General features: G+C 70.9%; 24 protein-coding genes. 13 read left to right on the top strand and 11 right to left on the bottom strand.

The genetic code is table 11. The annotated features are described in order from the left end of the window. Positions 1-29: 29 nt before the first annotated feature. The 4 genes from FB471_RS11905 to FB471_RS11890 form a co-directional block, all read right to left on the bottom strand. Positions 30-938, bottom strand: a complete 909-nt coding sequence (locus FB471_RS11905; protein ID WP_141997816.1) for a coiled-coil domain-containing protein — start codon at positions 936-938, stop codon at positions 30-32. Between the two features lie 68 nt (positions 939-1,006). Then, positions 1,007-3,001, bottom strand: coding sequence for an SDR family oxidoreductase (locus tag FB471_RS11900; protein ID WP_141997814.1), 1,995 nt, complete (start codon positions 2,999-3,001; stop codon positions 1,007-1,009). A 47-nt stretch (positions 3,002-3,048) separates the two neighbouring features. After that, a complete protein-coding gene (locus tag FB471_RS11895) occupies positions 3,049-3,792 on the bottom strand; it encodes a class F sortase (RefSeq protein ID WP_246076359.1) in 744 nt (247 codons plus the stop codon). Positions 3,793-3,797: 5 nt separating this feature from the next. Continuing rightward, the gene (locus FB471_RS11890; RefSeq protein WP_211358014.1) at positions 3,798-5,324 is read right to left on the bottom strand and encodes an MSCRAMM family protein; all 1,527 of its coding nucleotides are present in this window, start codon (positions 5,322-5,324) and stop codon (positions 3,798-3,800) included. A 255-nt stretch (positions 5,325-5,579) separates the two neighbouring features. On the opposite strand from FB471_RS11890, the gene FB471_RS11885 reads away from it, so the two are divergent. Together FB471_RS11885 and FB471_RS11880 are read left to right on the top strand one after the other, a co-directional pair. Then, on the top strand, positions 5,580-6,413 hold the full coding sequence (locus FB471_RS11885) for a Bax inhibitor-1/YccA family protein (RefSeq protein WP_141997811.1): 834 nt from the start codon (positions 5,580-5,582) through the stop codon (positions 6,411-6,413). 162 nt (positions 6,414-6,575) lie between these two features. Further along, positions 6,576-7,355, top strand: coding sequence for an LppU/SCO3897 family protein (locus tag FB471_RS11880; RefSeq protein WP_141997809.1), 780 nt, complete (start codon positions 6,576-6,578; stop codon positions 7,353-7,355). Positions 7,356-7,358: 3 nt separating this feature from the next. Here FB471_RS11880 and FB471_RS11875 read toward each other — a convergent pair whose 3' ends face one another. Next, a complete protein-coding gene (locus FB471_RS11875) occupies positions 7,359-8,579 on the bottom strand; it encodes an acetyl-CoA C-acetyltransferase (protein WP_141997808.1) in 1,221 nt (406 codons plus the stop codon). A gap of 119 nt (positions 8,580-8,698) precedes the next feature. Further along, the gene (locus FB471_RS11870; protein ID WP_342779422.1) at positions 8,699-10,570 is read right to left on the bottom strand and encodes a bifunctional metallophosphatase/5'-nucleotidase; all 1,872 of its coding nucleotides are present in this window, start codon (positions 10,568-10,570) and stop codon (positions 8,699-8,701) included. Between the two features lie 133 nt (positions 10,571-10,703). Here FB471_RS11870 and FB471_RS11865 point away from each other — a divergent pair, with 133 nt between their 5' ends. The 5 genes from FB471_RS11865 to FB471_RS11845 all read left to right on the top strand — a co-directional run bounded on the left by FB471_RS11865 (position 10,704) and on the right by FB471_RS11845 (position 15,946). Further along, positions 10,704-12,074, top strand: coding sequence for a cystathionine beta-synthase (locus FB471_RS11865; RefSeq protein ID WP_141997805.1), 1,371 nt, complete (start codon positions 10,704-10,706; stop codon positions 12,072-12,074). A 114-nt stretch (positions 12,075-12,188) separates the two neighbouring features. Beyond that, positions 12,189-13,655, top strand: coding sequence for a DUF4064 domain-containing protein (locus tag FB471_RS11860; RefSeq protein ID WP_141997803.1), 1,467 nt, complete (start codon positions 12,189-12,191; stop codon positions 13,653-13,655). A 140-nt stretch (positions 13,656-13,795) separates the two neighbouring features. After that, positions 13,796-14,350 (top strand): hypothetical protein, encoded by a 555-nt coding sequence (locus FB471_RS11855; RefSeq protein ID WP_211358013.1) that lies wholly within the window; start codon positions 13,796-13,798, stop codon positions 14,348-14,350. An 18-nt stretch (positions 14,351-14,368) separates the two neighbouring features. Beyond that, positions 14,369-14,770, top strand: coding sequence for a hypothetical protein (locus tag FB471_RS11850; RefSeq protein WP_141997801.1), 402 nt, complete (start codon positions 14,369-14,371; stop codon positions 14,768-14,770). Between the two features lie 9 nt (positions 14,771-14,779). Next, complete coding sequence (locus tag FB471_RS11845; RefSeq protein WP_141997798.1) at positions 14,780-15,946, top strand: cystathionine gamma-synthase; 1,167 nt, start codon at positions 14,780-14,782, stop codon at positions 15,944-15,946. On the opposite strand, the gene FB471_RS11840 is transcribed toward FB471_RS11845, so the two are convergent. Then, positions 15,934-16,200, bottom strand: a complete 267-nt coding sequence (locus FB471_RS11840) for a hypothetical protein (protein ID WP_141997796.1) — start codon at positions 16,198-16,200, stop codon at positions 15,934-15,936. The genes FB471_RS11845 and FB471_RS11840 overlap by 13 nt on opposite strands. A gap of 96 nt (positions 16,201-16,296) precedes the next feature. On the opposite strand from FB471_RS11840, the gene ilvA reads away from it, so the two are divergent. Further along, positions 16,297-17,499: a threonine ammonia-lyase gene (ilvA, locus tag FB471_RS11835; protein ID WP_141997794.1), complete on the top strand. Its 1,203-nt coding sequence runs from the start codon at positions 16,297-16,299 to the stop codon at positions 17,497-17,499. Between the two features lie 61 nt (positions 17,500-17,560). Here ilvA and hppD read toward each other — a convergent pair whose 3' ends face one another. After that, positions 17,561-18,760, bottom strand: coding sequence for a 4-hydroxyphenylpyruvate dioxygenase (gene hppD / locus FB471_RS11830; protein ID WP_141997792.1), 1,200 nt, complete (start codon positions 18,758-18,760; stop codon positions 17,561-17,563). Between the two features lie 162 nt (positions 18,761-18,922). Here hppD and FB471_RS11825 point away from each other — a divergent pair, with 162 nt between their 5' ends. Beyond that, positions 18,923-19,423 carry an Lrp/AsnC family transcriptional regulator gene (locus tag FB471_RS11825; RefSeq protein WP_141997790.1) on the top strand — a complete coding sequence of 167 codons (501 nt, stop codon included), beginning with the start codon at positions 18,923-18,925 and terminating at the stop codon, positions 19,421-19,423. Here the strand turns inward: FB471_RS11825 and FB471_RS11820 are convergent. The 3 genes from FB471_RS11820 to FB471_RS11810 form a co-directional block, all read right to left on the bottom strand. Then, positions 19,402-20,208, bottom strand: a complete 807-nt coding sequence (locus FB471_RS11820) for an MBL fold metallo-hydrolase (RefSeq protein ID WP_141997788.1) — start codon at positions 20,206-20,208, stop codon at positions 19,402-19,404. The two genes, FB471_RS11825 and FB471_RS11820, sit on opposite strands and share 22 nt — an antisense overlap. Positions 20,209-20,220: 12 nt before the next feature. Beyond that, on the bottom strand, positions 20,221-20,718 hold the full coding sequence (greA, locus tag FB471_RS11815) for a transcription elongation factor GreA (RefSeq protein WP_141997786.1): 498 nt from the start codon (positions 20,716-20,718) through the stop codon (positions 20,221-20,223). Between the two features lie 196 nt (positions 20,719-20,914). Continuing rightward, a complete protein-coding gene (locus tag FB471_RS11810) occupies positions 20,915-21,352 on the bottom strand; it encodes a DUF4307 domain-containing protein (RefSeq protein ID WP_141997783.1) in 438 nt (145 codons plus the stop codon). Positions 21,353-21,501: 149 nt separating this feature from the next. Here FB471_RS11810 and mca point away from each other — a divergent pair, with 149 nt between their 5' ends. The 4 genes from mca to FB471_RS11790 all read left to right on the top strand — a co-directional run bounded on the left by mca (position 21,502) and on the right by FB471_RS11790 (position 25,627). Next, a complete protein-coding gene (gene mca / locus FB471_RS11805) occupies positions 21,502-22,401 on the top strand; it encodes a mycothiol conjugate amidase Mca (RefSeq protein ID WP_142001806.1) in 900 nt (299 codons plus the stop codon). An 8-nt stretch (positions 22,402-22,409) separates the two neighbouring features. Next, on the top strand, positions 22,410-22,751 hold the full coding sequence (locus FB471_RS11800) for a hypothetical protein (RefSeq protein ID WP_142001804.1): 342 nt from the start codon (positions 22,410-22,412) through the stop codon (positions 22,749-22,751). 69 nt (positions 22,752-22,820) lie between these two features. Beyond that, positions 22,821-24,830, top strand: a complete 2,010-nt coding sequence (locus FB471_RS11795; protein WP_141997781.1) for a thioredoxin domain-containing protein — start codon at positions 22,821-22,823, stop codon at positions 24,828-24,830. A gap of 230 nt (positions 24,831-25,060) precedes the next feature. Then, a complete protein-coding gene (locus tag FB471_RS11790; RefSeq protein ID WP_142001802.1) occupies positions 25,061-25,627 on the top strand; it encodes a hypothetical protein in 567 nt (188 codons plus the stop codon). Positions 25,628-25,669: the final 42 nt, after the last annotated feature.

Genomic DNA, 25,669 nt, shown 5'->3' with positions numbered 1-25,669 from the left:
GCGTCCCGTTTTTCGTGTCGTACCGCGGCTCAGGAGGCGGAGGGGGCGAGCTCGGTCTCCTCCTCGGGCAACGGGGTCAGCGCGGGCTCACCCTCCTTGAGCAGGTCCTGCGCCTTGCGCACCCGCAGGCGGGCCTGCTCCCTGATGTCGGTGAGCCGCTCCACCTGCTGGGTCGCCTCGGTGGTGCGGCGTTCGGCCTCGGTGGTGGCCTCGTCCACCCGCCGCTCGGCCTCCGTCGCCGCCTCGTCCAGCCTGCGCTTCGCCTCGGCGATCGCCTCGGCGATCCGCCGCTCGGCCTGGTTTTTACTGGCCGTCTGCTGGTCGGCGATGTGCTTCTCCAGCGCCGCCTTCTCCGCGGCCATCTTGGCGTCGAAATCACGCTCGATGGCCCTGCGCCTGCGCTCGGCCTCCTGGTCGAGCTGCTCGCGCCGCTGAGCTGCCTCCGTGGTCAGCCGCTCCACCTCGGCCCTGGTCTCGGCCAGCGCCGCCTGGTGCTCGTTCTCCATGGCCTCGGCGTGCGACTCGAGCTCACCGAGCAGCTTCGCGTAACGCGCACGCAGCTTGCCCGAGGCCTCACCGGCCTTCGCCCAGTGCTCCTCGGCGGCCGTCTCGGCGCGGGTCACGATCTCCTCGGCCCTGGTGTTCGCCAGGTCCACGGTGCGTTGCATCCGCTCGTCGAGGTCCTCCGGCCGCTCCGGTGGCTTGCACAGCTCGTCCACCCTGGTGTGCAGCTTGGCCAGCTCGCGGCGCGCGTTCTCCAGCTCGCGGGACAAGGTGCTCGCCTGCGCCATCGCCGAATCGCGATCACTCAACAGCCGTCGTAACTGGTCTTCCAGATACTCGACGTACTGCTTAACCTGATTACGGTCGAAGCCATGCCACACCTGGTCGAATTCTCGACGCAACGGCATGAGCCCACTGTCTCGCTCGGACGCCATACCCCGACGTTACCCGCGTACCGCGTGTCATTCCCGTCAGGCACGAGGTGTACCGGGCGTGTCGGTGGTTACCAGTGGAATCCGCGGGTGAGCCGAGCCAGCGCGGTGGCCGCCCTGGACAGGTGCCGCTCGCCGCGCCCGAGCTTGATCTCGCCGGATCCGCCCGCGGCCGCGGAGTCCGGGAAGATCCGGAAACCCTGGTATGCCACCGCATCGGTCAGCCCGGGGGTGAGCGCGTAGGCGAGCTGGATGGCCTGGCCGATCGGGGTGCCGAGGTGCTTGGGCCGGTTCTTCAACGCGGCGACCACCATCCGGGCCGCCTGTTCGGGTGATTTTGTCGGGAACGCGTCGTAGATCTTGGTCGGCCGGATCATCGGGGTGCGCACCAGCGGCATGTGGATCGTGGTGAAGGTGATCCCGTCGCCATGTGTCTCGGTGGCGGCGATCTTGGCGAAGGAGTCCAGTGCGGCCTTGGACGCGACGTAGGCGGAGAACCGCGGGGCGATGCCCTGCACCCCGATCGAGGAGACGTTCACGATGTGCCCGAACTTCCGCTCGGACATGTGCGGCAGCAGCGCGAGGATCAGCCGCACCGCGCCGAAGTAGTTGATCGCCATCGCGCGCTCGTAGTCGTGGAAGCGGTCGTAGGACAGCCGGATGGACCGCCGGATCGACCGGCCCGCGTTGTTCACCAGCATGTCCACCTGCCCGTGTTCGGACAGCATCGCCTCGACCGCCTTGTGCACCGAGTCCTCGTCGGTGAGATCCGCCGGATACACCGCCGCGTACCCGCCGGCGGCGGCGATCTCGTCGCGCACCTCCTCCAGTTCGGCACGCCTGCGCGCGACCAGCAGCGGGATGCCGCCCTCGGCCGCGACCGCGAGCGCGGTCGCCCTGCCGATGCCGGAGGACGCCCCGGTGATCACCACGTGCCGGCCGTCCAACTCGCCGCGCGGTCCGTGCTCGCGGGCGCGGAAGGGGTCGAGGTGCTCCCGCCAGTACCGCCACAGCACCGGTGCGTAGTCCGCCAGCCGCGGCACGTCCACGCCCGACCCGGCCAGCGCCCTGCGGGTGGCCGCCGAGGAGAACACCGAGGGGAAGGTCATGGTCTCCAGCAGGACCGGCGGGATGCCGAGCCGTTCCAGCACGGCGTCCCTGGCGATGGTGACCCCGGGTACATGCTCGGTCAGCCGCAGCAGTCCGGTGATGCCGCGGGAGAGCCGTTGGTCCAGCTCGAGGTCGATGGTGGGTGCCCCGGCGACGCGCGCGAACGCGTTGTACACCTCGGTTACCGGCTGTGGCTCGGGACTGACCAGGTGGAAGGTCCGCCCGTCCAGGCCGTCCTTGCCCGCCAGCTCCACCAGCGCGGCGGCCACGTAGTCCACCGGGACCAGGTTGGTGTCGCCGATGTCCGGCCCGACCAGTGGCAGGTTGGGCAGCGCCGCCAGCTTGCCGATGGCGGTGAACAGGTAGTACGGGCCGTCCACCTTGTCCATCTCGCCGGTGGTCGAATGCCCGACCACCACCGCGGGCCGGTACACCCGCCACGGCACCTCGTGCTGCTCGCGGACCAGCCGCTCAGCCTCGAACTTGGTGCGGTGATACGGCGTGATCAGCCGCTGGCCGGCGTCGAACATCTCCTCGGTGAACACGCCCGCGTAGTCCCCTGCCACCGCGACCGAGGACACGTGGTGCAGGCAGCCCACCCGCAGGTCGGCGGCCAGGTCGAGGACGTGCCGGGTGCCCTGGACGTTGGCGGCGACGTTGGCCTCCTCGTCCGCGGTGAGGTCGTACAGTGCGGCCAGGTGCACCAGATGGTCGACCGTCTCGCGCAGCTCGTCGCGGGCCCGCTCGTCCACACCGAGGTGCGGTTCGGTGAGGTCGCCGGTGAGCAGCGTGGTCCGCTCCGGGTTCGGCCAGCCGGCGACCATGGCGGCGAGCCGGTCGCGGGAGGCCGCGCGCACCAGCAGCGTCACCCGCTCGGTATCCGGCCTGGCCAGCAGTAGCCGGGTGACGTGCCTGCCGATCAACCCGGTCGCGCCGGTCACCAGATAATGGGCCATGGTCGCCATTGTGTCTCACCCTGTCTCACCGTGCCCTACTTCGGGGCTCAGCCGGGTTCGGCGATGACGACGCGGTTCTCGGCGTAGCCGGTCGAGCCGCCGACCCAGCGCCCGCCGCAGGTCACCAGGACGATCCGGTGCTTGCCGTACTGGCTGAACAGCTCGTCGGCGCGCTGCGGCAGCTCGTTCTTGCCCAGCGTGATCACCTGGGTGATGCGGTATGTCCAGGTCTTGCCCGCCTCGTCGGTCACCGTGACCGGCTCGTTCACCCGCGCGTCCCACAGCTCGGCGAACGGACCCACCTGCCCGTGCCAGTTGACGTGGCCGGCGAACAGGCTGGCGCCGCCGGGAGCGCCGAGGCCGACGCCCCACCAGCTCGCCTCGTCCAGGTTCCCCGGGATCGGCAGCACCGCGTTCGGGCCGACGACCCGCTCGCGCACCAACCGCGCCGTCCCGCCGTCGGGCAGCCTGATGGTGCCGGGCTGCTGCCCCGCCTCCGCGGCCGGGGGCGCGGAGGCGGCCGCCTGGTCCGGCGAATCCGTGGGTTCGGGTTCCTTCCGCTCCGGCGGCGGGCTCGTGGTCGGGTCGGCGGACTCCCGCGCGTCGCCCGTACCGGTCACCCCGGTCGGCACCCCCGCGGCGGGGAGCGCGCTGCCGGCGACGACGCCGTCCGCCCGACCCAGCGGCAGCACCAGGGCGCCCGCCACGGCCAGCTCGGCGGCCAGCAGGCTGGCCACGCCCAGCAGGTAGGCGGTGACCAGCCGATGCCGGTTCGGGGACGCGGGCCGCACGGGGATCAGTTCCGGTTGCCGAACCGCCGCCGGGCCACCCGGCCCACGAGCAGCGACCCGAGTGCCGCCAGTGCCCCGAGGCCGGCGAAGGCCGCGGCGGGCAGGCCGGAGGTGGTGGCGCTGCTGGCGACGGTGGTCGCCTCGGTGCCTGCCGGGATCGTCCGTGGTACCTCGTTCGGGGCGTTGGCCAGCTCCAGGGTGAGCGTTCGGTCCGGTTCCAGCTTCCCGCAGGCCGCGGGCGGTTCTGCCGGGTCGAAGGCGTGGTCGTATCCGGAAGGCGGACCCACCTCCACCACGCAGACCTCCTGCGGCGTCCGCAGGTTCTGCACCGTGGCCGTGCCGTCCTCGCCCTCGGTGGTGAGCACGAGGGGCTTGCCATCCGGCCCGGTGAGCGGCCGGTCATCCTGGCCGACGGCGGGTGCGGTCCTGTCCCCGCCGGTCAGTCGTAGCTGTGCCCCGGCGAGGCCCGCGCCGCTGTCGGCGTCCCGCTTGGCGATCCGCACCACGCCCGGCTGGGTACGGGCGGAGGTCACCCCCTCGGCGGTCAGCTCGCGCTCGCCGCCGGTGGACACCACCCGCTGCGTGTCGGCCTCCACCGGCTTCCGCACGTAGGGCCGATCGGCCGGCGCGGAGAGGGCGGCCACCAGCTTCGGCCGCGGCCCGGTCGGGGTGACCTGGAGAACGGCCTCGCCCTCCTCGTTCGTGGTGACCGTGCGCGTGGTTCCGGGGTCGGCCTCGGCCCCAGGCTCCGCGGCGGTCGTGGTCGTGGTTTCGGTTTCGGTTTCGGCTGAGCCGACCTGCTCCGCCCGCGGCTCGGTGTCCTCGCCCGCGGTCGCGTCGGTGAGCCGCACGGTCACCGGGACGTCGGCGATCCCGGTGCCCCTGGCGTTGCGTACGGCGATGGTCCACTCGGCCGCGGTACCGATGGTCTGCTCACCCTCCGCCGGAGTCACCGACGCCGACCACGGCCCCCGGTTGGCCTCCGCGTCCGCCTCCAGCCGTTCCACGGCACGCCGCGCGCTCTCCGGCAACTCGCCGAACCGGTCCTCCACCGCGTAGCCGACCTCCCGGAAGCTCTTGTTCCGGTTCAGGTCGTCGTGCCCCGGTCGTGGCGCCGCGGTCCAGGAGTGCAGCAGGTGCGCGAGCGCGGCCGCCTCGTCCGGGTCCTTGGTGTCGCCGTAGCGCAGCAGCAGGTAGGAGATGTTCGCGGCGTGGTCGGCGGGCAGCTTCTCGCCCCACTTGGTCAGCAGCTCGTCGCCCGGTTCGTACTGCTCGTCGGTGTCCGGCGCCTTGAGCGCGAAGGAGACACAGAACACCTGCTCGCCACCGACCAGGTAGGAGCCTGCCCAGTCGTAGGGGCGATCCTGCCCGCCGTACGGCTGCCCCGGTTCGAGCCGGTGGCCGATCCCCTCGTCGACCTGGGCCGCCGCGGGCTGCGCCAGCGTCACCACGGAGAGCGCGCCGAGCAGCGTGGCCGCGCAGAGGCCGAGCGCTCTTCGGTACCGGCCGGTCGTGCGTCGGGTCTCGCCCATGATGTGCTGACTCCTTGCCGGTTACGATCCGGACACGCCCAGGTGAGCTTCACCCGCACGGGCGTAGCGGGGCAATAGGCCAGTGGGCTGATGTGCGCCGGGCGGTCGCCTGCCCAGCTCGGCCGGTTGATCTCCACGGGGGTGGCTCGGCCGGCCACGGGTGTGAGTAAAGTTGCCTTTACCGACGACGGGAACCGGCCGGCACGTGCGGTCGTTCTACCCAGTAGCAAGTGCCAGGAGATCCAGGAGGATCAGGTGCGTACCTCAAGCAACCCTGCTTTCCGCAATCTGCCGACGGGTGGCGCGGCGTACGGCCAGTACGGACCGGCGGTCGGCTTCAACCAGCCGCGAGGCGGCGTGCCGGGCCACGGTGCGCCGCAGGCTCCCGCCGGTTCCGCGGACCGGCCGATGACCGTGGACGACGTGGTGATCAAGACCGGGATGAGTCTCGGTGTCGCGTTGATCACCGGAATCATCACGGCGATCTGGGCGCAGGGCCAGATGATCGCGGGCAGTTCGGGCCCGGTGTTCGGCGCCATGATCGGCGGGATGCTGGTCGGCCTCGGGCTCGCCCTGTTCATCGCCTTCAAGCAGAAGGCGAGCGGGCCGCTGACGCTGGCCTACTCGGCGGTCGAGGGTGTGTTCCTCGGCGCCATCACGGGAGTCTTCGAACTCATCCCCGGCGCCAGTGGCATCGGTCTGCAGGCGATCGCGGGCACGGCGGGTGTGTTCGCGGTGATGCTGGTGGTCTACAAGACCGGGGCCGTCAAGGTCACCCCGAAGCTGACCAAGTGGATCATCGGCGCGATGGGCGGCGCGCTCATCCTGATGCTGGCCAACCTCGTGCTGTACATGTTCGGCGTGAACATGGGCCTGCGCGACGGCGGCACGCTGGCGATCATCTTCAGCCTCGTGGTGATCGGTATCGCGGCGTTCAGCTTCCTGCTCGACTTCGACATGGCCGACCGGATGATCCGCGAGGGCATGCCGTCCAAGTGGGGCTGGTTCGCCGCCTTCGGGCTGATGACCACGCTGGTCTGGCTGTACCTCGAGATCCTGCGGCTGCTGTCGTACCTGCAAGGGGAGTAGCCCCCAGCACGACCACGAGGCGCCCGGCCGATCGGCCGGGCGCCTTTGTCATGGGAGGCCGCTCGCGTACCATCAGCCGTTCGTGGGGGCGCCGACGGGATGTCCGGAACGACCGTGTTGGATGTCCGGGCAGCGTGCGTGAGATTTCTGTGAGGTTCTTCCGTGAGTGTTCCCCCACCATCCGGTCCGCAGGATCCTCAGCCCGGCGGCGAGCAGCCCGGGTACGGCCAGGGCCCCGGACCGCAGCCCGGACACGGACCGCCCCCGGGACCCCCGCCCCAGTACCCGCAGCAGCCGGGGCCCGGTGGGTATCCCCAGCCCGGCTGGCCGCAACAACCGCCACCCGCCGGGCAGCAGCCCGGTTACGGCGGCTTCCCGCCCGCGCCGCCACCCCAGTACCCGCAGCAGTTCCCGCAGCAGCCTTCCGGCCGGAACCGGAAGAAATGGCTCCGGATCGCCGTGCCGGTCGTCATCGCGCTGGTCGTCAGCACGGCCTGGATCGTGCAGTTCATCGGCTCCCCCGACCGTGCCGAGGCGGGGGACTGCCTCGCGATAGCGGAGTTCACCGATGATGCCGACGTGGAGACCGTGGATTGCGCGGACCCCTCGGCGAACGTCAAGGTCGGTGTCAAGCTGGACAGCGCGGCCGACCGTTGCCCCGGACCGAACTACGACGAGCTCGTGCTGGAGGGCGAAGCCGGCTACAAGCTCTGCCTGATGCTGCACGTCTCCGCGGGCGACTGCCTGGCGAACCTGGACCAGTCCACCACCAAGGGCTACGAGACCGTCCCCTGCGGTGACCCTTCCGCGCAGGCCGAGGTTCTCGAGATCGTCGAAGGCGACCCGGACGCGCAGGAAGCCTGCGCGCAGGCGGGCGGCGATGTGATGGGCTATCCCGAACCCCCGCGCAGCCTCTGCATGCGGGCTCCGCGGACCGCTTGAGGCTCAGCTAAGGCGCTCCAGCACCATCGCCATGCCCTGGCCACCGCCGACGCACATGGTCTCCAGCCCCCACTGCTTGTCGTGGTGCCGCAGGGAGTTGATCAGGGTGGAGGTGATCCGGGCCCCGGTCATGCCGAACGGGTGGCCCACCGCGATCGCGCCGCCGTTCACGTTCAGCCGGTCCAGGTCGATGCCGAGGTCCCGGTAGGAAGGGATGACCTGCGCCGCGAACGCCTCGTTGATCTCCACAAGGTCGATGTCGCCGATGGACATCCCGGCCCTGGACAGCGCCTGCCGGGAGGCCTCCACCGGGCCGTAGCCCATGATCTCCGGGGACAGCCCGGTCACCCCGGTGGACACGACCCGCGCCAGCGGGGTGATCCCGAGTTCCTTCGCCTTGGTGTCGGACATGATCACCAGCGCGGCCGCGCCGTCGTTCAGCGGGCAGCAGTTGCCCGCGGTGATCCGGCCGTCCGGGCGGAACACCGGTTTCAGCCCGGCGACGCCCTCCACCGTGACCCCTGCCCTCGGGCCGTCGTCCGCCGCGACCGTGCTGCCGTCCGGCAGGGTCACCGGGGTGATGTCCTTGGCCCAGAAGCCGTCGGCGATGGCCTGCTCGGCGAGGTTCTGCGAGCGGACGCCGAAGGAGTCCATCTCCTCCCTGGACACGCCCTTCAGCCGGGCCAGGTTCTCCGCGGTCTGGCCCATCGCGATGTAGGCGTCCGGCAGCGTGCCGTCCTCCCGCGGGTCGGTCCAGGTGTCCGCGCCCTCCTCGGCGACCTTCACGGTGCGGGACTCGGCCTCGGCGAAGACCGGGTTGTGCGTGTCCGGCAGCGAGTCGGAGCTGCCCTTGGCGAAGCGGGACACCGCCTCCACCCCCGCGGAGATGAACACGTCCCCCTCACCGGCCTTGATCGCGTGCAGGGCCATCCGGGTGGTCTGCAGGCTGGAGGAGCAGTACCGGGTGATGGTGGTGCCGGGCAGGTGGTCGTAGCCGAGCAGGACGGCCACGATGCGGCCCATGTTGAAGCCGGACTCCCCGCCGGGAAGGCCGCAGCCGAGCATCAGGTCGTCGATCTGGGCCGGGTCGAGCTGCGGCACCTTGTCCAGCGCCGCACGCACCATCTGGACCGTCAGGTCGTCCGGGCGCATCTCCGCGAGGGAACCCTTGTTGGCCCGCCCGATCGGGGAGCGGGCTGCGGACACGATGACGGCTTCGGGCATGGCGGACACTCCTTTGAGCCTGCACTGTGCGGACCGCCCTCATACTGCCCGGTAACCGGCCATGGGCAAACCGGAACGCGACCCCCGCCACGTCGGGCGGGCGCCGCGTCCCGGCTCGTTCAGCCGATCGGCGTGATCCGGCCGGTGCCGCCCACCGGGTACCGCTCCGCGGTGACCAGCCCGTTCAGTCCCTCGGCGAGGTACTCGGAAAGGGCCTGCTGGTAGGTCTTGCCGACCGGGGTGAACTCGGCGTCCCCGAACGGGTAGCCGTCGCCGCCCCTGGCGGAGAAGTCGTTCGTGGCCACCGAGACCGGCGGGCCGTCCACGACCTCGCCGTCCGCCACCAGCACCGTGCCGTCGTCCAGCACGACGTCCCGTACCCGCTCGCCGGGGGTGACGATGGTGTTGGTGCCCTCGGCGACCACCTGCGCCGTGCGGCCGGTGTCGTAGCGGAAGCTCAGGCCGGAGACCTGCATGAAAGCCCCGCTGGCGTCCGGGGACGCGGCCACCCCGCGCTCCAGCAACTGCCGCAGCGTCTGCCGGGGCACCTCGGGCAGTACCGCGACGAAGTTGGAGAACGGCGCCACCTCGTAGGTGTTCAACTCGGTGATGTCGCCCGCGGGCAGTGTGGAGTCGTTCCGGATCCCGCCGCCGTTCTGGATGCCCACCTGGGGCGGGGTCACGCCGAACTCCTCGGCCTGCCGCCGCCCGGTCCAGGCCAGCGCGTCCGCGAGCAGGCTGCCGAGATTGGTCTCCCTGCCGCGTACCTCCGCCCGCACACCGTTCAGCGGTACCTCGGTGGTCGCCACGGTGGTCTCGGCCATGTCCTCGACGTACTCCGCGACCGGCTTCTCCACCTGCGCGCGCACCCCGGGGTCGCCGTGCACGGCATCGGGGCCGACACCGGAGACCCGGATCGGGCCGGACCGCCGCTCGTCGACGCGCAGCACCTCGCCCTTCCAGTTGAAGGTGAGCACCAGCCTGCCGACGTACTTGTAGTCACCGGTCGTGGTCACCACCGGCACCCGGTCGCCGTCCGCGTCCTCCGCGTACAGCGGGAAGCCGCGCTCCGCGGTGTCCCCGGGGATCAGCCGGTCGCCCTCGCCGGCGAGGATCTCCCCGCCGCCCGCGCCGATCACGGCGTCCACACCGGACAGTCGCGGCACGAGCGCCAGCTCGTTGTCGATGTCCTGCAGGTGGCTCACCAGCAGGATCTTGTCCACCCCGTGCCGCGCGAGCCTGCCCGCCAGCCCGTTCGTGATCTCCGCGAGCTCGCCGCTCACCTCGACCTCGCGCGGGCTGGAGATCGCGGGCAGTTCCGGGGTGGTCAGCCCGATCACGCCGATCCGTTGCCCTGAACTGCGCAGCACCTTGCTGGAGACGATCGTGCCGTCCTCGGCCTTCGCCCGCAGCCGTGGCTCACCGGAGAAATCCAGGTTCGCGCTGACGAACGGCAGCTCACCACCGGTGCTGTCGATGAAGTCGGCGAAGGTGTCCGGACCGAAGTCGAACTCGTGGTTGCCGATCGCGCTGGCGTCGTAACCCATTTCCCTGGTGGCGATCCCGTCGTAGAACGGCACCCCGCTGTCCAGGCTCGCCGCGAACTCCGGGCCGGCGAGGAAGTTGTCCCCGCCGGACAAGGTGAGGTGCCCGCGCCACAACGCCTGCCCCGGCTTGGGCCACCCGGTGACGGCCTCCCTGCGCGCGTCGTCCAGCACCGTCCTTGCCCGGGACGGGCTGCCGTACGGCCGCATCCCGCCGTCCACGATCGGGCCCTCGTCGGTGCCGTCCCCCTCCACGCCCAGCAGCGCGGACTCGGTGTCGTTGGTGAACAGCACGTTCAGCGTGAAGATGGGGAACCGGTCGAGGATGCCACCCGGACCGCTCGCCGTGGCCGGGGCGCCTCCCGCGCTCACCACCAGTACCGCGGTCATCCCGGTGGCCACCGCCGCGCGCCGGACGTACTTACCGAGGACATGTCGTGTACTCACGTGCGCTCCCACCAGCAGGCTCACTCGATTGGACGAGGCGCAGCTAACCACAGCCGGAAGGGAGCGACAATCGCGTCGACGTGTCCGATGTGAGGCGGTTCGGTGAACCGGACCGGCGGTTAGGCTGGCACCCGTGGACTACTACGAACACATCATTGACCTCGTGGGCGACACCCCGCTGGTCAAGCTGAACTCCCTGACCGAGGGGCTCGAACCGCTGGTTCTCGCGAAAGTGGAGTACCTCAACCCCGGCGGCAGCGTGAAGGACCGGATCGCGCTGCGCATGGTGGAGGCGGCGGAGGCCTCCGGCGAGTTGCGTCCCGGCGGCACCATCGTCGAGCCGACCTCCGGCAACACCGGGGTCGGCCTGGCCATGGTCGCCCAGCAACGGGGCTACCGCTGCGTGTTCGTCTGCCCGGACAAGGTCAGTGAGGACAAGCGCAACGCGCTCAAGGCCTACGGCGCCGAGGTGGTGGTCTGCCCGACCGCGGTCCCGCCGGAGCACGACGATTCCTACTACAAGGTCTCCGACCGGCTGGCCACCGAGATCGAGGGCGCATGGAAGCCCAATCAGTACGTCAACCCGGCGAACCCGGCCAGCCACTACGAGACGACCGGTCCGGAGATCTGGCAGCAGACCGAAGGCCGGATCACCCACTTCGTGACCGGGGTCGGCACCGGCGGCACGATCTCCGGCACCGGCAACTACCTCAAGGAGATCTCGCGGGGGCGGGTGCAGGTGATCGGGGCCGATCCGGAGGGCTCGGTGTACTCCGGCGGCACCGGCCGGCCCTACCTGGTCGAGGGCGTCGGCGAGGACTTCTGGCCGGAGACCTACGACCGGAACGTGGCCGACGAGATCATCCCGATCTCCGACGCGGACTCCTTCGACTTCACCCGCAGGCTGGCGCGGGAGGAGGGCCTGCTGGTCGGTGGCTCCTGCGGGATGGCCGTGGCCGCCGCGCTGGAACTGGCCGCCCGCTGCGGACCCGAGGACGTGATCGTGGTGCTGCTGCCCGACGGCGGCCGCGGGTACCTGACGAAGGTGTTCAACGACTCCTGGATGTCCTCCTACGGGTTCCTCCCGCCGGACTCCACCGGTGCCACCCTCGGCGACGTGCTGCGCCGCAAGGACGGTTCGCTGCCCCAGTTGGTGCACACCCACCCGACCGAGACGGTGGCCGAGGCGGTGGCCATCCTGCACGAGTTCGGGGTCAGCCAGATGCCGGTGGTGAACGCGGAGCCGCCGGTGATGGCGGCCGAGGTCGTCGGCGCGGTGAACGAGCGGGACCTGCTGGACGCGCTGTTCACCGGCAAGGCGGCACTCGCCGACCGGCTCGATCGGCATATGTCCCCACCGTTGCCCACCATCGGCGCGGGCGAGCCGGTGAGCTCGGCCATGAAGGCGCTCAGCGGTGCGGACGGCGCGCTGGTGCTGATGGACGGAAAGCCCGCCGGAGTAGTCACCAGGCAGGACCTGCTGGCCTTCCTCGCCGGGCGCTGAAGTGTTCTTCATCGTGTGGCCTGGCAGGGGCGTTACGAGCGATCGGGTGACCGATCCGATAGCGTGTGTCCGAGCCATACGTCCAGGTCCTTGTCAAGGGGGTTCAAGACCCACATGAGTGCTCCGCAGCCACCGAACCAACCCTGGGGCGGCGAGCAGCCGTCGCAGGGCCCGCCCAGTGGCCCCCAGCCCCAGCAAGACAGCCCTTTCGGCTCGGCGGAACCGACGAACGTGGTGCAGCCGGGTCAGCAGCCCCAGCAAGGTGGCCAGTTCGGTGACACCCCGGAGCCCACCCAGGTCGTGCAGCCTGCCGGCGACCCCGGCGGGCAGCAGCCCGAGTCGGGCGGCGGGGAAGGTCCCGGCGCGGAGTCGACGCAGCTGGTCCCGCCCGGTTCGCAGCCGCCGCCGTCGATCCCGTACGCCCCGCCGCCGAGTGCGGCGGACAACCCGGCCGCGGTGAACCCGCAGGGCGGCTTCGGCCAGCCCGGTGCGTTCGGGCAGCAGCCCGGCCAGCCGGGCCCGTACGGCCAGCCGCCCGGCCAGCCCGGTCCGTACGGCCAGCCGGGGCAGCCCGGCCAGCCCGGTCAACCGCCCGGCTACCCGGGGCAGCCTGGACAACCCGGCCAGCCACCCGGCTTCGGCCCCCCGCCCGGCCAGCCGGGCTTCGGCGGCCCGCCACCGTCCCCGTTCGGTGGCCCCGGCGGTCCCGGTGGTGGAGGGAACGCGCTGTTCGGCTGGATCGCGGGCGGGCTGACCGCCCTGCTCGGCCTGATCGCGCTGATCTTCGCCTTCGTCGACCTCGGTGATGTCAGCGACTACTCGGACGCCATCGAGTCGAGCAGCCTGCTGAGCGAGATCGCCGACCAGTTGCCCTCCTCGGGCACGCTGTACCTGTACATCATCTTCGTGCTGGTCGGCGCGCTGGCCGCGCTCGGAGGCGGGGTGCTGATCGGCCTCGCGGGCAAGCTCGGCGGCGTGATCAAGAAGCTCGCCCCGTACGTCACGCTCGGCGGCGGGCTCCTGCTCGTGGTGTTCGGCGTCCTGATGATGACCGCCTTCCCCAGCGAGATCACCTTCAACGGCCGGACCCAGCCGGTGGAGCAGCAGGCCGGTACCCCCGTGCTGTACCTGATCTTCGGCATCTTCGTGCTCGGTGTCGGCATCCTCGGGGTGGTCCCCGGCACGGCGAAGCTGATCGGCCTCGGCGATGGCCCCGGCGGCCCCGGTGGTCCCGGTGGTTTTGGTGGCCCCGGCGGGTTCGGCCAGCAGCCGGGGCCGTTCGGCCAGCCGGGCCAGCCCGGCCCGCCGCCCGGATACGGCCCGCCGCCCGGGCAGCAGCCCGGTGGCTACGGCCAGCCCGGCGGCTATGGCCAGCCCGGTGGTTATGGCCAGCCCGGCCAGCCGGGGCCGATGGGGCAGCCCGGTGGTCCGAACCCGCCCAGCGGCGGCTTCGGCCAGCCCAGCCCGCCCGGTGGCTTCGGCCAGCCCGGCGGCTACGGCGGCCCGCCGCCCGGGCAGCCCGGTGGCTATGGTCAGCCTGGCCAGCCGGGTCAGCCCGGCCAACCGCCGCAGCAGTGGTGAGATCCTGATCCGACGAGGTGCCCCCGGCCGCTCCGGCCGGGGGCACCTTTCTTGTGGCCCGGGTCGAAAACGCCTCCGCCGGCACGCCGGGCGCGTTAGGGTGAGCCGGTCCAGCCCCGCGCCGAGCACCTGGGGGAGTTGTGACCAACTCGTACGGCCACCCGGCTACCCCACCCCCTGGCTACTCCCGCCCGGCCCGGCCACGACCCAGCGGCGCGACCGCGATCATCGCCGCCGTGCTCGCCCTGCCCCTCGCCGGGATCGCGGGCTACCTACCGGTCGACGTGTTCATCGACTACGGCGTGGACACCCTTCCCGGTACGCTGCTCACCCTGCTCGGGTGCTACCTCGGCGCCGCGGTGTTCCTGCTCATCGGGGCGTTGCTGACCTTCTTCCGGGTGATCGCGGGAGCGATCATGCTGCTCATCGGCGCGCTGCTGGGGCTGGCGGCGCCGCTGCTGGAACCGGCGCTGCTGGGCGGGAACGACTACGGGACCTACTTCGAGGCGGTGTTCCAGCTCGAGTTCGAGAACGCGTTCGTGCGGCTGGGCGCCATCGTGCTCGCCCCGGTCGTGCTGATCCTCGCCGCGCTCCCGCCGACCTTCCGCTACCTGGGTCACCGGCCGCGGCCGATGCCGACCTACGACCCGCGGCCGGGCTACCCTGCCGGGGGTCATCCGCCGCGGCAGTGGTGAACCAGGGGCAGGAGGGACATGGGCCATCCGTACGGGGCAGGGATTTCCGGCGGCGCCGCGATCACCGCGGGTGTGCTCGGGATCCTCATCGGACTCTGGCACATCCTCGGGGTGGTGTTGAACCTCGGGCTCGGTGGCCTCGGGGCGCTCGGGCTGCTCGTCGGGGTGCTGCTCAACTCGGTGGTGGCCGGGACGCTGATTCCCGGCGCGATACTGCTGTTCCAGCGCAAGCTGGCCGGCCGCATGCTGGTCGTCCTCGGCTCCGCGCTCGCGCTGGTCACCTACCTGCTCACCAGCCTCGTCTCGCCGAGCGCACTGGCCAGTCCGGTGCTGGCGGTGACTCTCGGCATCCCGGCGGTCGCCACGCTGGTACTGGCCTGCGTACCGGCCACGACCAACTGGCTCGAGTCAGGGCCCTAAGCTGAGGGCATGGCTGGAGACCCCTCGAAGCTCGGTTTCGACACCCGCGCGATCCACGCAGGTCAGGAACCGGATCCCCGGACCGGCTCGGTGATCGTGCCGATCTACCAGACCTCGACGTACGCGCAGGACGGCGTCGGCGGCACCCGCGAGGGCGGTTACGAGTACTCGCGCACCGCCAATCCCACCCGTACCGCGCTCGAGGAGGCCGTGGCCGCGCTGGAGGGCGGGCGGCACGGCCTGGCCTTCGCCTCCGGGATGGCCGCCAGCGACGCGATCCTGCGGGTCACCCTCCGCCCCGGGGACCACCTCGTGCTCGGGGACGACGCCTACGGCGGCACCTTCCGGCTGATCGACAAGGTGCTCACCTCCTGGGGTGTCTCCTACAGCGTCGCCCATCTCTCCGATGTGGACCAGGTACGGGCGGCGATGCGGCCGGAGACCAGGCTGGTGTGGTGCGAGTCGCCGAGCAACCCGCTGCTCGGCATCGCCGACCTCACGGCGCTGGCCGAGATCGCCCACGCCGGCGGGGCGAAACTGGTGGTGGACAACACCTTCGCCACGCCGTACCTGCAGACCCCGTTGGATCTCGGCGCCGATCTCGTCGTGCACTCGACCACCAAGTACCTCGGTGGTCATTCCGATGTGGTCGGTGGCGCGGTGGTGACCGACTCGGACGAACTGCGCGAGCAGCTGTTCTTCCTGCGCAACTCCGCGGGTGCGGTACCCGGTGCCTTCGACGCCTGGCTGACCCTGCGCGGGCTGAAGACCCTGGGAGTACGGATGGAGCGGCACTGCGACAACGCCGAACGCGTCACCGAGGCGCTGGTGGCGCACCCGAAGGTGGACCGGGTGTACTACCCGGGACTCGCCGGGCACCCCGGGCACGAACTGGCCGCCAAGCAGATGCGCCGGTTCGGCGGGATGGTGTCCTTCACCCACGCCGACGGCGAGCGGGCCGCGCTGGACGTGGCCGCGGGCACCGGGCTGTTCGTGCTGGCCGAGTCGCTCGGCGGGATCGAGTCACTGATCGAGCACCCCGGCCGGATGACGCATGCCAGCGTGGCCGGGTCGATGCTGCAGGTGCCCGCGGAGCTGGTGCGGCTCTCGGTGGGCATCGAGGATGTCGGCGACCTCGTCGCCGACCTGGATCAGGCGCTGGCTCAGGGCCGGTAGTTGTTGTGCTCGGCGATCCGGTCGGAGCCGGCGGGCTGCCGCGGGTCGGTGTGCGGCAGGTCGTTGCCGTCCACGCAGCCGCCGATCAGCTCCACGTGGTTGTCGTGCCGGACGTACTGACCGGCGTCGCCGCAGGTGGCCAGCTCCACGGTGTAGAAGGCGGCGCCGGTGAAAGCCAGCGCGGAGGCGAGGCCGGCGACGAGCTGGAACATCCCAGCCGACCGGGTGGCGCTGGATGTCGTCGCCCGTGCCATGCTCACTCCCTGGTCGGCGCTCACAGTTCGCCATCAGGGTACCCGGTCGGTCACCGTCGGGATGGATGAGTCCAAACGGTGGCATCATCGACGCCGATGGGACTCGTCGATGTGCACCGGATCCGGCAGGCTCGCGAACTGCTCGCGGAGGTCACCCGCGAAACCCCGATGGAGCACGCCCGCGACCTGCAGCGGCAGCACGGCGGTCCGGTCCATCTCAAGTGCGAGAACCTGCAACGCACCGGGTCGTTCAAGATCAGGGGCGCCTACACCCGGATCCATACACTGAGCGCCGCCGAGCGGGAGCGGGGCGTGGTCGCCGCCAGTGCGGGTAACCACGCGCAGGGTGTGGCGCTGGCCGCCTCGCTGCTCGGCATCAGGGCCACGGTGTTCATGCCGCAGCGGGCGCCGCTGCCCAAGCTGGCCGCCACCCGCGGCTACGGCGCCGAGGTGTACCTGCGTGGCGAGGTGATCGAGGAGGCCATCGCCGAGGCGACCGCGTTCGCCGAGCGCACCGGCGCGGTGTTCATCCACCCCTTCGACCATCCGGAGATCATCGCCGGCCAGGGCACGGTCGGCCTGGAGATCCTGGAGCAGGTGCCGGACGTGGGCACCGTGCTGGTGCCCACCGGTGGTGGCGGGCTGGTCTCCGGGGTAGCGAGCGCGGTGCGGGCACTGGCCCCCGCTGTCGAGGTGTTCGGCGTGCAGGCCGCGGCCGCGGCGGGCTTCCCTCCCTCGCTCGCCGCGGGTGAGCCGGTGCGCCTGGAGGCGATGCCCACGATGGCTGACGGGATCGCCGTCGGCATACCGGGGCCGCTGACGTTCGAGCACGTCCGTTCGCTGGTCGACGGCGTCTACACGGTGACGGAGGAGTCGCTGTCCCGCGCGGTGCTGCTCTGCCTCGAGCGGCGCAAGCTGGTGGTCGAACCCGCGGGAGCGGCGGCGGTGGCCGCGCTGGTGGAGCATCCCGGGGCGTTCACCCCGCCGGTGGTGGCCGTGCTGTCCGGCGGGAACGTCGATCCGTTGCTCCTGCTGCAGATCATCCAACACGGCATGACCGCCGGTGGCCGCTACCTCGAGCTGCGGCTGCTGGTGCCGGACCGGCCGGGTTCGCTGGCCGGGGTGTTGTCCAAGGTCAGCGAACTGGGGGCGAACGTGCTGGACGTGGAGCACTCGCGGATCTCCGGCAGGCTCGCGCTGGGCGAGGTGGAGGTGTCGCTCAACCTGGAGACCCGCGGTCCCGAGCACTGCACCCGGGTGGCCACCGGGCTCCACAACGCCGGTTTCACGGTCCTCTGACCGCCTTGAGTGACCCGTTCCGCGCACCCTTCGCGCGGAACGGGTCACTCAAAGTAGAGGGTCAGAGGTTGCCGCGGCGTTCCTGCTCGCGCTCGATGGCCTCGAACAGGGCCTTGAAGTTGCCGATGCCGAAGCCGAGCGAGCCGTGCCGCTCGATCAGCTCGTAGAACACGGTCGGGCGGTCGCCGATCGGCTTGGTGAAGATCTGCAGCAGGTAGCCGTCCTCGTCCCGGTCGACCAGGATCCCGTGCTGCTGCAGCGTCTCCACCGGCACCCGCACCTCGCCGATCCGCGCCCGCAGCTCCGGGTCCTCGTAGTAGGAGTCGGGGACCTGCAGGAACTCGACGCCGGCCGCGCGCATCGCGGTCACCGTGCCGATGATGTCGTTGGTGGCCAGCGCGATGTGCTGGCATCCGGGCCCGCCGTAGAACTCGAGGTACTCGTCGATCTGGGACCGCTTCTTCGCCATCGCGGGCTCGTTCAGCGGGAACTTCACCCGGTGGTTGCCGTTGGAGACGACCTTGCTCATCAGGGCCGAGTACTCGGTGGCGATGTCGTCCCCGACGAACTCCGCCATGTTCACGAAGCCCATCACCCGGCGGTACCAGTCGACCCACTCGTCCATCTTGCCGAGCTCGACGTTGCCGACACAGTGGTCCACGGCCTGGAACAGCCGCTTCGGAGCCCCCTCGGGACGCTGCACCGTGGCCGCACGCGCCTCGTAACCCGGCAGGTACGGGCCCGTGTAGCGGGAACGGTCGACCAGCGAGTGGCGGGTCTCGCCGTATGTGGCGATCGCCGCCACTCGCACCGTGCCGTGCTCGTCGGAGACGTCGTGTGGCTCCTCCAGCACCGTGGCGCCCTGCGCGCGGGCATGCTCGACGCACTTGTCCACATCGGCAACCTCGAGCGCGATATCGGTGACCCCGTCACCGTGCCTGCGGTGGTGGTCGAGCAGTGGCGAGTCCGGCCGGACGCCTCCGTTGATCACGAAGCGGGCCGAGCCGGACTTCAGCACGAACGACTTGTGGTCGTGGTTGCCGGTTTCCGGTCCGGAGTAGGCGACGAGCCGCATCCCGAAGGCGACCTGGTAGAACCAGGCCGTCTGGGTGGCGTTGCCCGCGACGAACACCACGGCGTCCAGGGCCCTGACCGGGAACGGGTCCGTGGATGCGTCGTGGTCGACCAGACCGACGAGCTGCCGCAGCTGGTCATAGCTGACGTCGTCAAGTTGGTGCTGCTCACCGACGGTGTGCGTCATCGGTATCTCCTCCGGTGGTGGTCCAGGTGGCGGTAGCCAGCCGTGGACGCAGAATGCGCCGGTAGGGCAGGATGTGCAACAGTGCTCGATAACGCTGGACAATATGTGCAATTAACCAGCGAGATCGTCGGTCAGGTTGGGCAGGTTGTGTAGGAGTATGTGATGCCGGACTCGGCACTGGACGCACTGGACGCGCGGTTGCTGCTGTTGCTCACCGACGCGCCGCGGCTCGGCGTACTGGAATGCGCCCGCCGGCTCGGGGTGGCCAGGGGCACGGTGCAGGCTCGGCTGGACCGGTTGACCGCACGGGGGATCCTCGCCGGCTTCCCGCCCGACCTCGACCTGGACGCCATGGGCTACGGGCTGACCGCGTTCGCCGTGCTGGAGATCGCACAGGGCAGGCGGGGTGAGGTGTCCGGAGCGCTGGCCGCCATCGACGAGGTCTGCGAGGTGCATGCCACCACCGGCCAGGGTGACCTGTTCGTCCGGATGGTGGCCCGGTCGAACGACGACCTGCAACGGGTGATCGACGAGGTCGTCGGCGTGCCGGGGGTGCGACGTACCTCGACCTCGATCGCGCTGTCCACCCCGGTGCCGCCGCGGGTGCGTCCCCTGCTGGAACGCACCGCGGGGCAGCAGGATCAGGACACGAACTCCAGGTAGCGCTTGGCCGAGCGCTGGACCACCTGGTGGCCCGCACCGCGCACCACGGCCTGCCACCATGCGCCGTAGATGTCCTCGAACGGGTAAGGCTCGAGCAGCTCCGCCGCGGCACGCACCACGGCCGGCCGCTCCGGGATCAGGTTCGGGTAGCTGTACATGAAGCCCACATGGGTGCGGTCCGGGATGACCTGCACGATGTCCCCGGACAGCAGCGCGCCCTTGCCTCCGGCGCCCGCGCTCCAGTGCAGCACGGTTCCGCCCGCGAAGTGCACGCCGAGGTTGAGCAGGGTCAGACCGGGCGCGACCCGGTGCTCGCGCCCGCTCCAGAACCGGACCGCCTCGTCCGGCCGCCCGACCCACCGGGCGTCGTTCTCGTGCAGGTGGATCGGGGCGTCGAACGCCCTGCTCCACTCGATCATCGTGGTGTAGTAGTGCGGGTGGCTGATCGCGATCCCGGTGATCCCACCGAGCTCGTCGATCCTGGCCACCAGCTCGTCATCGAGGTAGGGGGTGCAGTCCCACAGGAAGTTCCCCGACTCCGCGCGCACCAGCAGGGCACGTTGGCCGATGGCGAACCGGGGCTGCGTGCCGACGCCGATCAGGCCGGGTCCCTCCTCCTCGACCCGGCCGGTGTACTCGCCGGCACGCAGCTCGCGCAGATTCGTCCACCGCTGCCCCTCCGGGGGCACGTACTGGCGCTCGTCCTCGCAGATCGGGCAGTCCGGACGGGGCGCCGCGTACTGCATCCCGCAGGTGGCGCAGATGGGCAATGGGTCCGCGGTCATGAGCTCAGCGTCTCAGCCGCTGTAAGGGACCGCCTTGACCAGTGTCACCTTCTGGGTCTTGCCGTTGGGCAGCTCGTACTCCCGAGCCTCGCCCTCCTTGGCGCCGAGCAGCGCCTTGCCCAGCGGCGAGTCCGGCGAGTACACCTCGAGCTCGCCTTCCGCGCCTTCCTCCCTGGTCGCAAGGAGGAACTTCTCGTCCTCGTCATCGCCGTCGTAACGCACGGTGAGCACCATGCCCGGTTCAGCGGTGCCGTCGTTAGCCGGGGCCTCGCCCACCTTCGCGGTGCGCAGCAGTTCCTGCAGGTGCCTGATCCGGGCCTCCTGCTGTCCCTGTTCCTCCCGGGCGGCGTGGTAGCCCCCGTTCTCCTTGAGGTCTCCCTCTTCCCGGCTGTCGTTGATCTTCGCTGCGATGACCGGACGATTCTCGATCAGTTCGTCGAGCTCGTGCTTGAGCCTGTCGTAGGCATCCTGGGTCAGCCAGGTCACCTTGGTGTCGCTCACGGTCACCATCTCCTCCTAGGGCCTGCCGGGCCTGGGTACGCAAGCCGGCCGCCGCGTTGACGTACCACGCCAACGCGGCTGAGATAAAGGAAAAACACGGCCCGCTGGGCCGTGCCGGTAGATCAGGATAGCACGATAAACGGTCCTGACGCTGCCTACACTGTTATTTTCCAGGCAGTGGGCGCACCGTTCACCCCGTTGGCCGCTATGGGCTTGACAGATATTGCGGTACGTCGTATGAGCAGCCGAAAACGTCCGCCGTAACCGGCCGCCTGATGCTTTTGATCACGGTGGAAACCTCCCCGGCGCCGGGCGGGACGACAATCTCCTTGCGGCCGCTTTCCGACCCGCTGATGTCCCGCACCCGAACGATGCATACACCGGCTCTCCCTGGGTCGTCCCGGTTCACTCCGATGGTGATCTCCATGGCGTTTCCGGGCTTCTCGGTGAACCCGAGCCGCTGCGCCTCGATCGGAGCGGTACCCAGGTTCCGGTATGCCACATAGGCGACCGTGCCACTGACGGCGAGCGCAATCAAGACAACGACCCATACTCGCCAACCCCGTCGCGTGCGGGTGCGTGCGCGACCGTACCGGCCCTCCGGCAGCGTGGGCCGCGCCCCGGCGTCGTTGTGGGTGCTCAAGCCAAGGCCTCCGATCGGTCCGGTCGCGGGGTTGGGAGAATGGAATGGGCACGCGGTCCTCGCGCGTTGAGTATCCGCGTAGAGCGATCGTGCGGCCGCATGGGGGCCACAAGTCCGGAAGCGAGGCGGAGCGGAGCGTGTCGGAGCGAATGGGAACGCGGGAGCAGGTCGGGTCCGGCCTGCGACTACTGGCTGTACACGCACATCCCGATGACGAGGCCAGCAAGGGCGCGGCCACCATGGCGCGCTACGTCGCGGATGGGCATGAGGTGATGGTGGTTACCTGCACCGGAGGGGAGGCGGGCAGCCCGCTCAACCCCGCGATGGACACCCCCGAGGTCCGCGCGAACATGACCGAGATCAGGCGGGAGGAGATGGCGCGGGCCGCCAAGGTCCTCGGTGTGCAGCACCGCTGGCTCGGTTTCGTCGACTCCGGGCTGCCGGAGGGCGACCCGCTGCCGCCGCTGCCGGAGGGCTGCTTCGCGCTGGTGCCGCTGGAGGAGTCCACCGCGTCGCTGGTCCAGGTGATCCGGGAGTTCCGCCCGCACGTGGTGGTGACCTACGACGAGAACGGCGGCTACCCGCACCCGGACCACATCCGCTGCCACGAGGTCTCGGTGGCCGCGTTCGACGCCGCGCCGGACCCGGACCGGTTCCCCGAGGCCGGCGCGCCCTGGCGGCCGCTGAAGCTGTACTACTCGCACGGCTTCTCCCGGGCCAAGATGTCTCTTTTCCACGAGGCACTGCTGGCCGAGGGACTCGAGTCGCCCTACGGCGAGTGGCTGGCGAGGTGGGACCCGGCCAAGGCGGACGTGCTGGAGCGGGTCACCACCCGGGTGGAGTGCGCCGACTACTTCGAGGCCCGGGACGACGCGCTGCGCGCGCACGCCACCCAGATCGACCCGAACAGCAGGTGGTTCGCGGTCCCGCTGCGCCTGCAGCGGGAGATCTGGCCGACCGAGGAGTACGAGTTGGTCCGCTCCGAGGTGGACAGCACGCTGCCCGAGGACGACCTGTTCGCCGGAATCCGGGAAAAGGTAGACTCCTGACCGTGCTTATGGCCCCCGTGCAGTCCGCCGTCATGCTGCTGGCGCAGCAGCAACCGGACGGCGGAGACGGCGGTGGCCAGGGCCAGGACTTCGGCAAGTCCTCCCCGGTCGGCCTGCTGGTGCTGATCCTCTTCCTGATCGCGGTCGCGCTGCTGGTCCGCTCGATGACCAAGCACCTCAAGCGCCTCCCCGCCAGCTTCGACAAGGAGGCGCCCGCCGAGCGCGAGGGCGACGACGAGGGCGACCGGGCCGATGCGGAGTCCGCGACCGGCGCCGCCGGGGACCCCGAGCCCGCCGAGCCGGAACAGCGCGCGGAGGCCACCGACCAGGAGCAGGGCCAGCGCACCTGAGAGACGGTTCCCGAGCCGGACGGACGGCGCGAGCGCACACGGGTCGTTTTCCCGTGTCACCCTGGAGGCATGCCGAACGAGCTCGCCACCGCGACCAGCCCCTACCTGCTGCAGCACGCCGACAACCCGGTGCACTGGCGGCCCTGGGGAGCCGACGCGCTGGCCGAGGCGGGGCGGCGGGACGTGCCGATCCTGCTGTCCATCGGGTACGCGGCCTGCCACTGGTGCCACGTGATGGCGCACGAATCCTTCGAGGACGAGGGCACGGCGGCGCTGATGAACGCGAACTTCGTGAACATCAAGGTGGACCGCGAGGAGCGCCCGGATATCGATGCCGTGTACATGACGGCCACCCAGGCGATGACCGGCCAGGGCGGGTGGCCGATGACCTGCTTCCTCACCCCGGAGGGGAAACCCTTCCACTGTGGCACCTACTACCCTCCCGCGCCGCGGCACGGCATGCCCTCCTTCCAGCAACTGCTGGTCGCGGTGCGGGACGCCTGGCAGGAGCGGGCGGACGAGCTGCGCGAGGGCGCCACCAAGATCGTGGATCACCTCGCCGAGCAGACCGCGCCGCTGAGCCCGGCCGGGGTGGACGAGCAGACCATCGACGCCGCCGTCGGCAAGCTGGCGGCCGAAGCCGACTCGCAGCACGGTGGATTCGGCGGCGCGCCGAAGTTCCCACCGTCGATGGTGCTGGAGTTCCTGCTGCGGCACCACGAGCGCACCGGCTCGGTGAAAGCCCTGTCCCTGGTGGAGTCCTGTGCGGAAGCGATGGCCCGGGGCGGTATCTATGACCAGCTCGCCGGTGGTTTCGCGCGGTACTCCGTGGACGCCGGCTGGGTGGTTCCGCACTTCGAGAAGATGTTGTACGACAACGCCCTGCTGCTGCGCGCCTACGCCCATCTCGGGCGCAGGACGGACTCCGAGCTGGCCAGGCGGATCGCGGACGAGACCGCGGGTTTCCTGCTGCGGGAGCTGCGTACCCCGGAGGGTGGGTTCGCCGCCTCGCTGGACGCCGATACCGACGGCGTGGAGGGCCTGACCTACGTGTGGACGCCCGCGCAGCTACGCGAGGTGCTCGGCGCCGAGGACGGGGCGTGGGCTGCCGAGCTGTTCGCGGTCACCGAGGAGGGCAGCTTCGAGCACGGCACCTCCACCCTGCGGCTGCCGCGTGATCCGGAGGACGTGCCGCGCTGGGAACGGGTGCGTGCCGCGCTGCTCGAGGCCAGGGCGCGGCGCCCGCAACCTGCGCGGGACGACAAGGTGATCGCCGCGTGGAACGGCCTCGCCATCACCGCGCTCGCCGAGGCGGGTGTCGCCTTGCATCGTCCACAGTGGATTGACGCCGCGGCGGAGGCGGCGGACCTGTTGCTGGACAAGCATATGCCTGGGGGCAGGTTGCGGCGCAGCTCGCGCGAGGGTGCCGTCGGGGACGCGGCAGGGGTGCTGGAGGACCATTCCTGCCTCGCCGAGGGGTTGCTGGCCCTGCACCAGGCCACCGGCGAGCCGAGGTGGCTTTCCGCCGCCACCTCGCTGCTGGACGTGGCGCTGGCCCGGTTCTCCGGCGCGGAGCCCGGCGCCCACCACGACACGGCGGATGACGCGGAGGCGCTGGTGCAGCGGCCCTCCGACCCGACCGACAACGCCAGCCCTTCCGGGGCTTCCGCACTGGCGAGCGCGTTGCTCACCGCCTCGGCCCTGGCCGGGCCGGACCGGGCGGGCGACTACCGCGATGCCTGCGAGCAGGCCGTGGAGCGGGCCGGCATGCTGGCCTCGCGGGTGCCGCGGTTCGCCGGGAACTGGCTGGCGGTGGCCGAGGCGCTGCGCACGGGACCGGTGCAGGTGGCCGTGGTCGGGCCGGATGCCGGGGCACGCGCCGGCCTGCTGCACGAGGCCGCGCGGGAGGCGCATGGTGGCGCGGTGGTACTGGCGGGCTCGCCGGAGGCCGCCGGCGTCCCGCTACTGGCCGACCGGCCCCTGGTCGATGGGGGCGCCGCCGCCTACGTGTGCCGCGGTTACGTCTGCGACCGCCCGGTGACCACCCCGGAGGACCTCGCCGCCGCCCTCACCCGCTGACCCCCTCCCGGCAGTGCGCTGAACGTGGCGTTCGCGACGCCGAACGTCGCGAACGTGGCGTTTGTGACGTTCGGCGTCCGGAAAGTGCCGTTCAGGGTCGTTCGACCGCGGTTTCCGCCCGCGGCGAACGACGTCCTCGCTTGGCCTGATTTCGGCGTAGCGTTCGTAGGAGAGTAATTATGTAATCATTGGAGGCGGACATGCGGACGCACGTCACGGTGGAGGGATACATGGGACGGGGTTGGCACGGCGGTCGCGGTTGGCGCGGCAAAGGGGGCAGCGAGGTCCCCGGTGCGGAGGACGCCGCGGCCTGGTTCGCCGGGAGGTTGCCGGAGGGGTGGTTCGCCGGCGCGCCGGAGGTGACCGTGGACCGCGACGAGATCATCGTGGTCGGCGAGCTGCCCGCGCTGACCGAGGAGTACGAGGACGAGGCCGCCCGCGCCGCCGCGGAGGCGGGCCGGATCAGCCGGTTCCGGGAGGAGACCCGCGAGGAGCGGATCGAGATCGCCCGGCAGGCCGAGCACCGTTACCAGCGCAAGGTTGCCTGGGGCGCGCGGCTGGGTGGCAGCGAGGAGCTGTTCACCACCCTGGCCGCGCCGGTGATGACCCGGCTGCGGCAGCCGGAGCGGAAGGTGCTGGACACGCTGGTCGACGCCGGGGTGGCGCGGTCCCGTTCGGACGCGCTCGCCTGGGCGGTCCGGCTGGTCGGGGAGCACGCCGAGGAATGGCTCGCGGAACTCCGCCACGCCATGTCCACAGTGGACGAATTGCGGGCCAAGGGCCCGGACCTCGGTTGAGCACGAAGGGAGAACGTGCTGGGGGAGGCGTCCCTGTCACAC

Source organism: Amycolatopsis cihanbeyliensis (assembly GCF_006715045.1).
Lineage (GTDB): Bacteria > Actinomycetota > Actinomycetes > Mycobacteriales > Pseudonocardiaceae > Amycolatopsis > Amycolatopsis cihanbeyliensis.
This window is presented reverse-complemented; position numbering and strand designations above follow the sequence as displayed.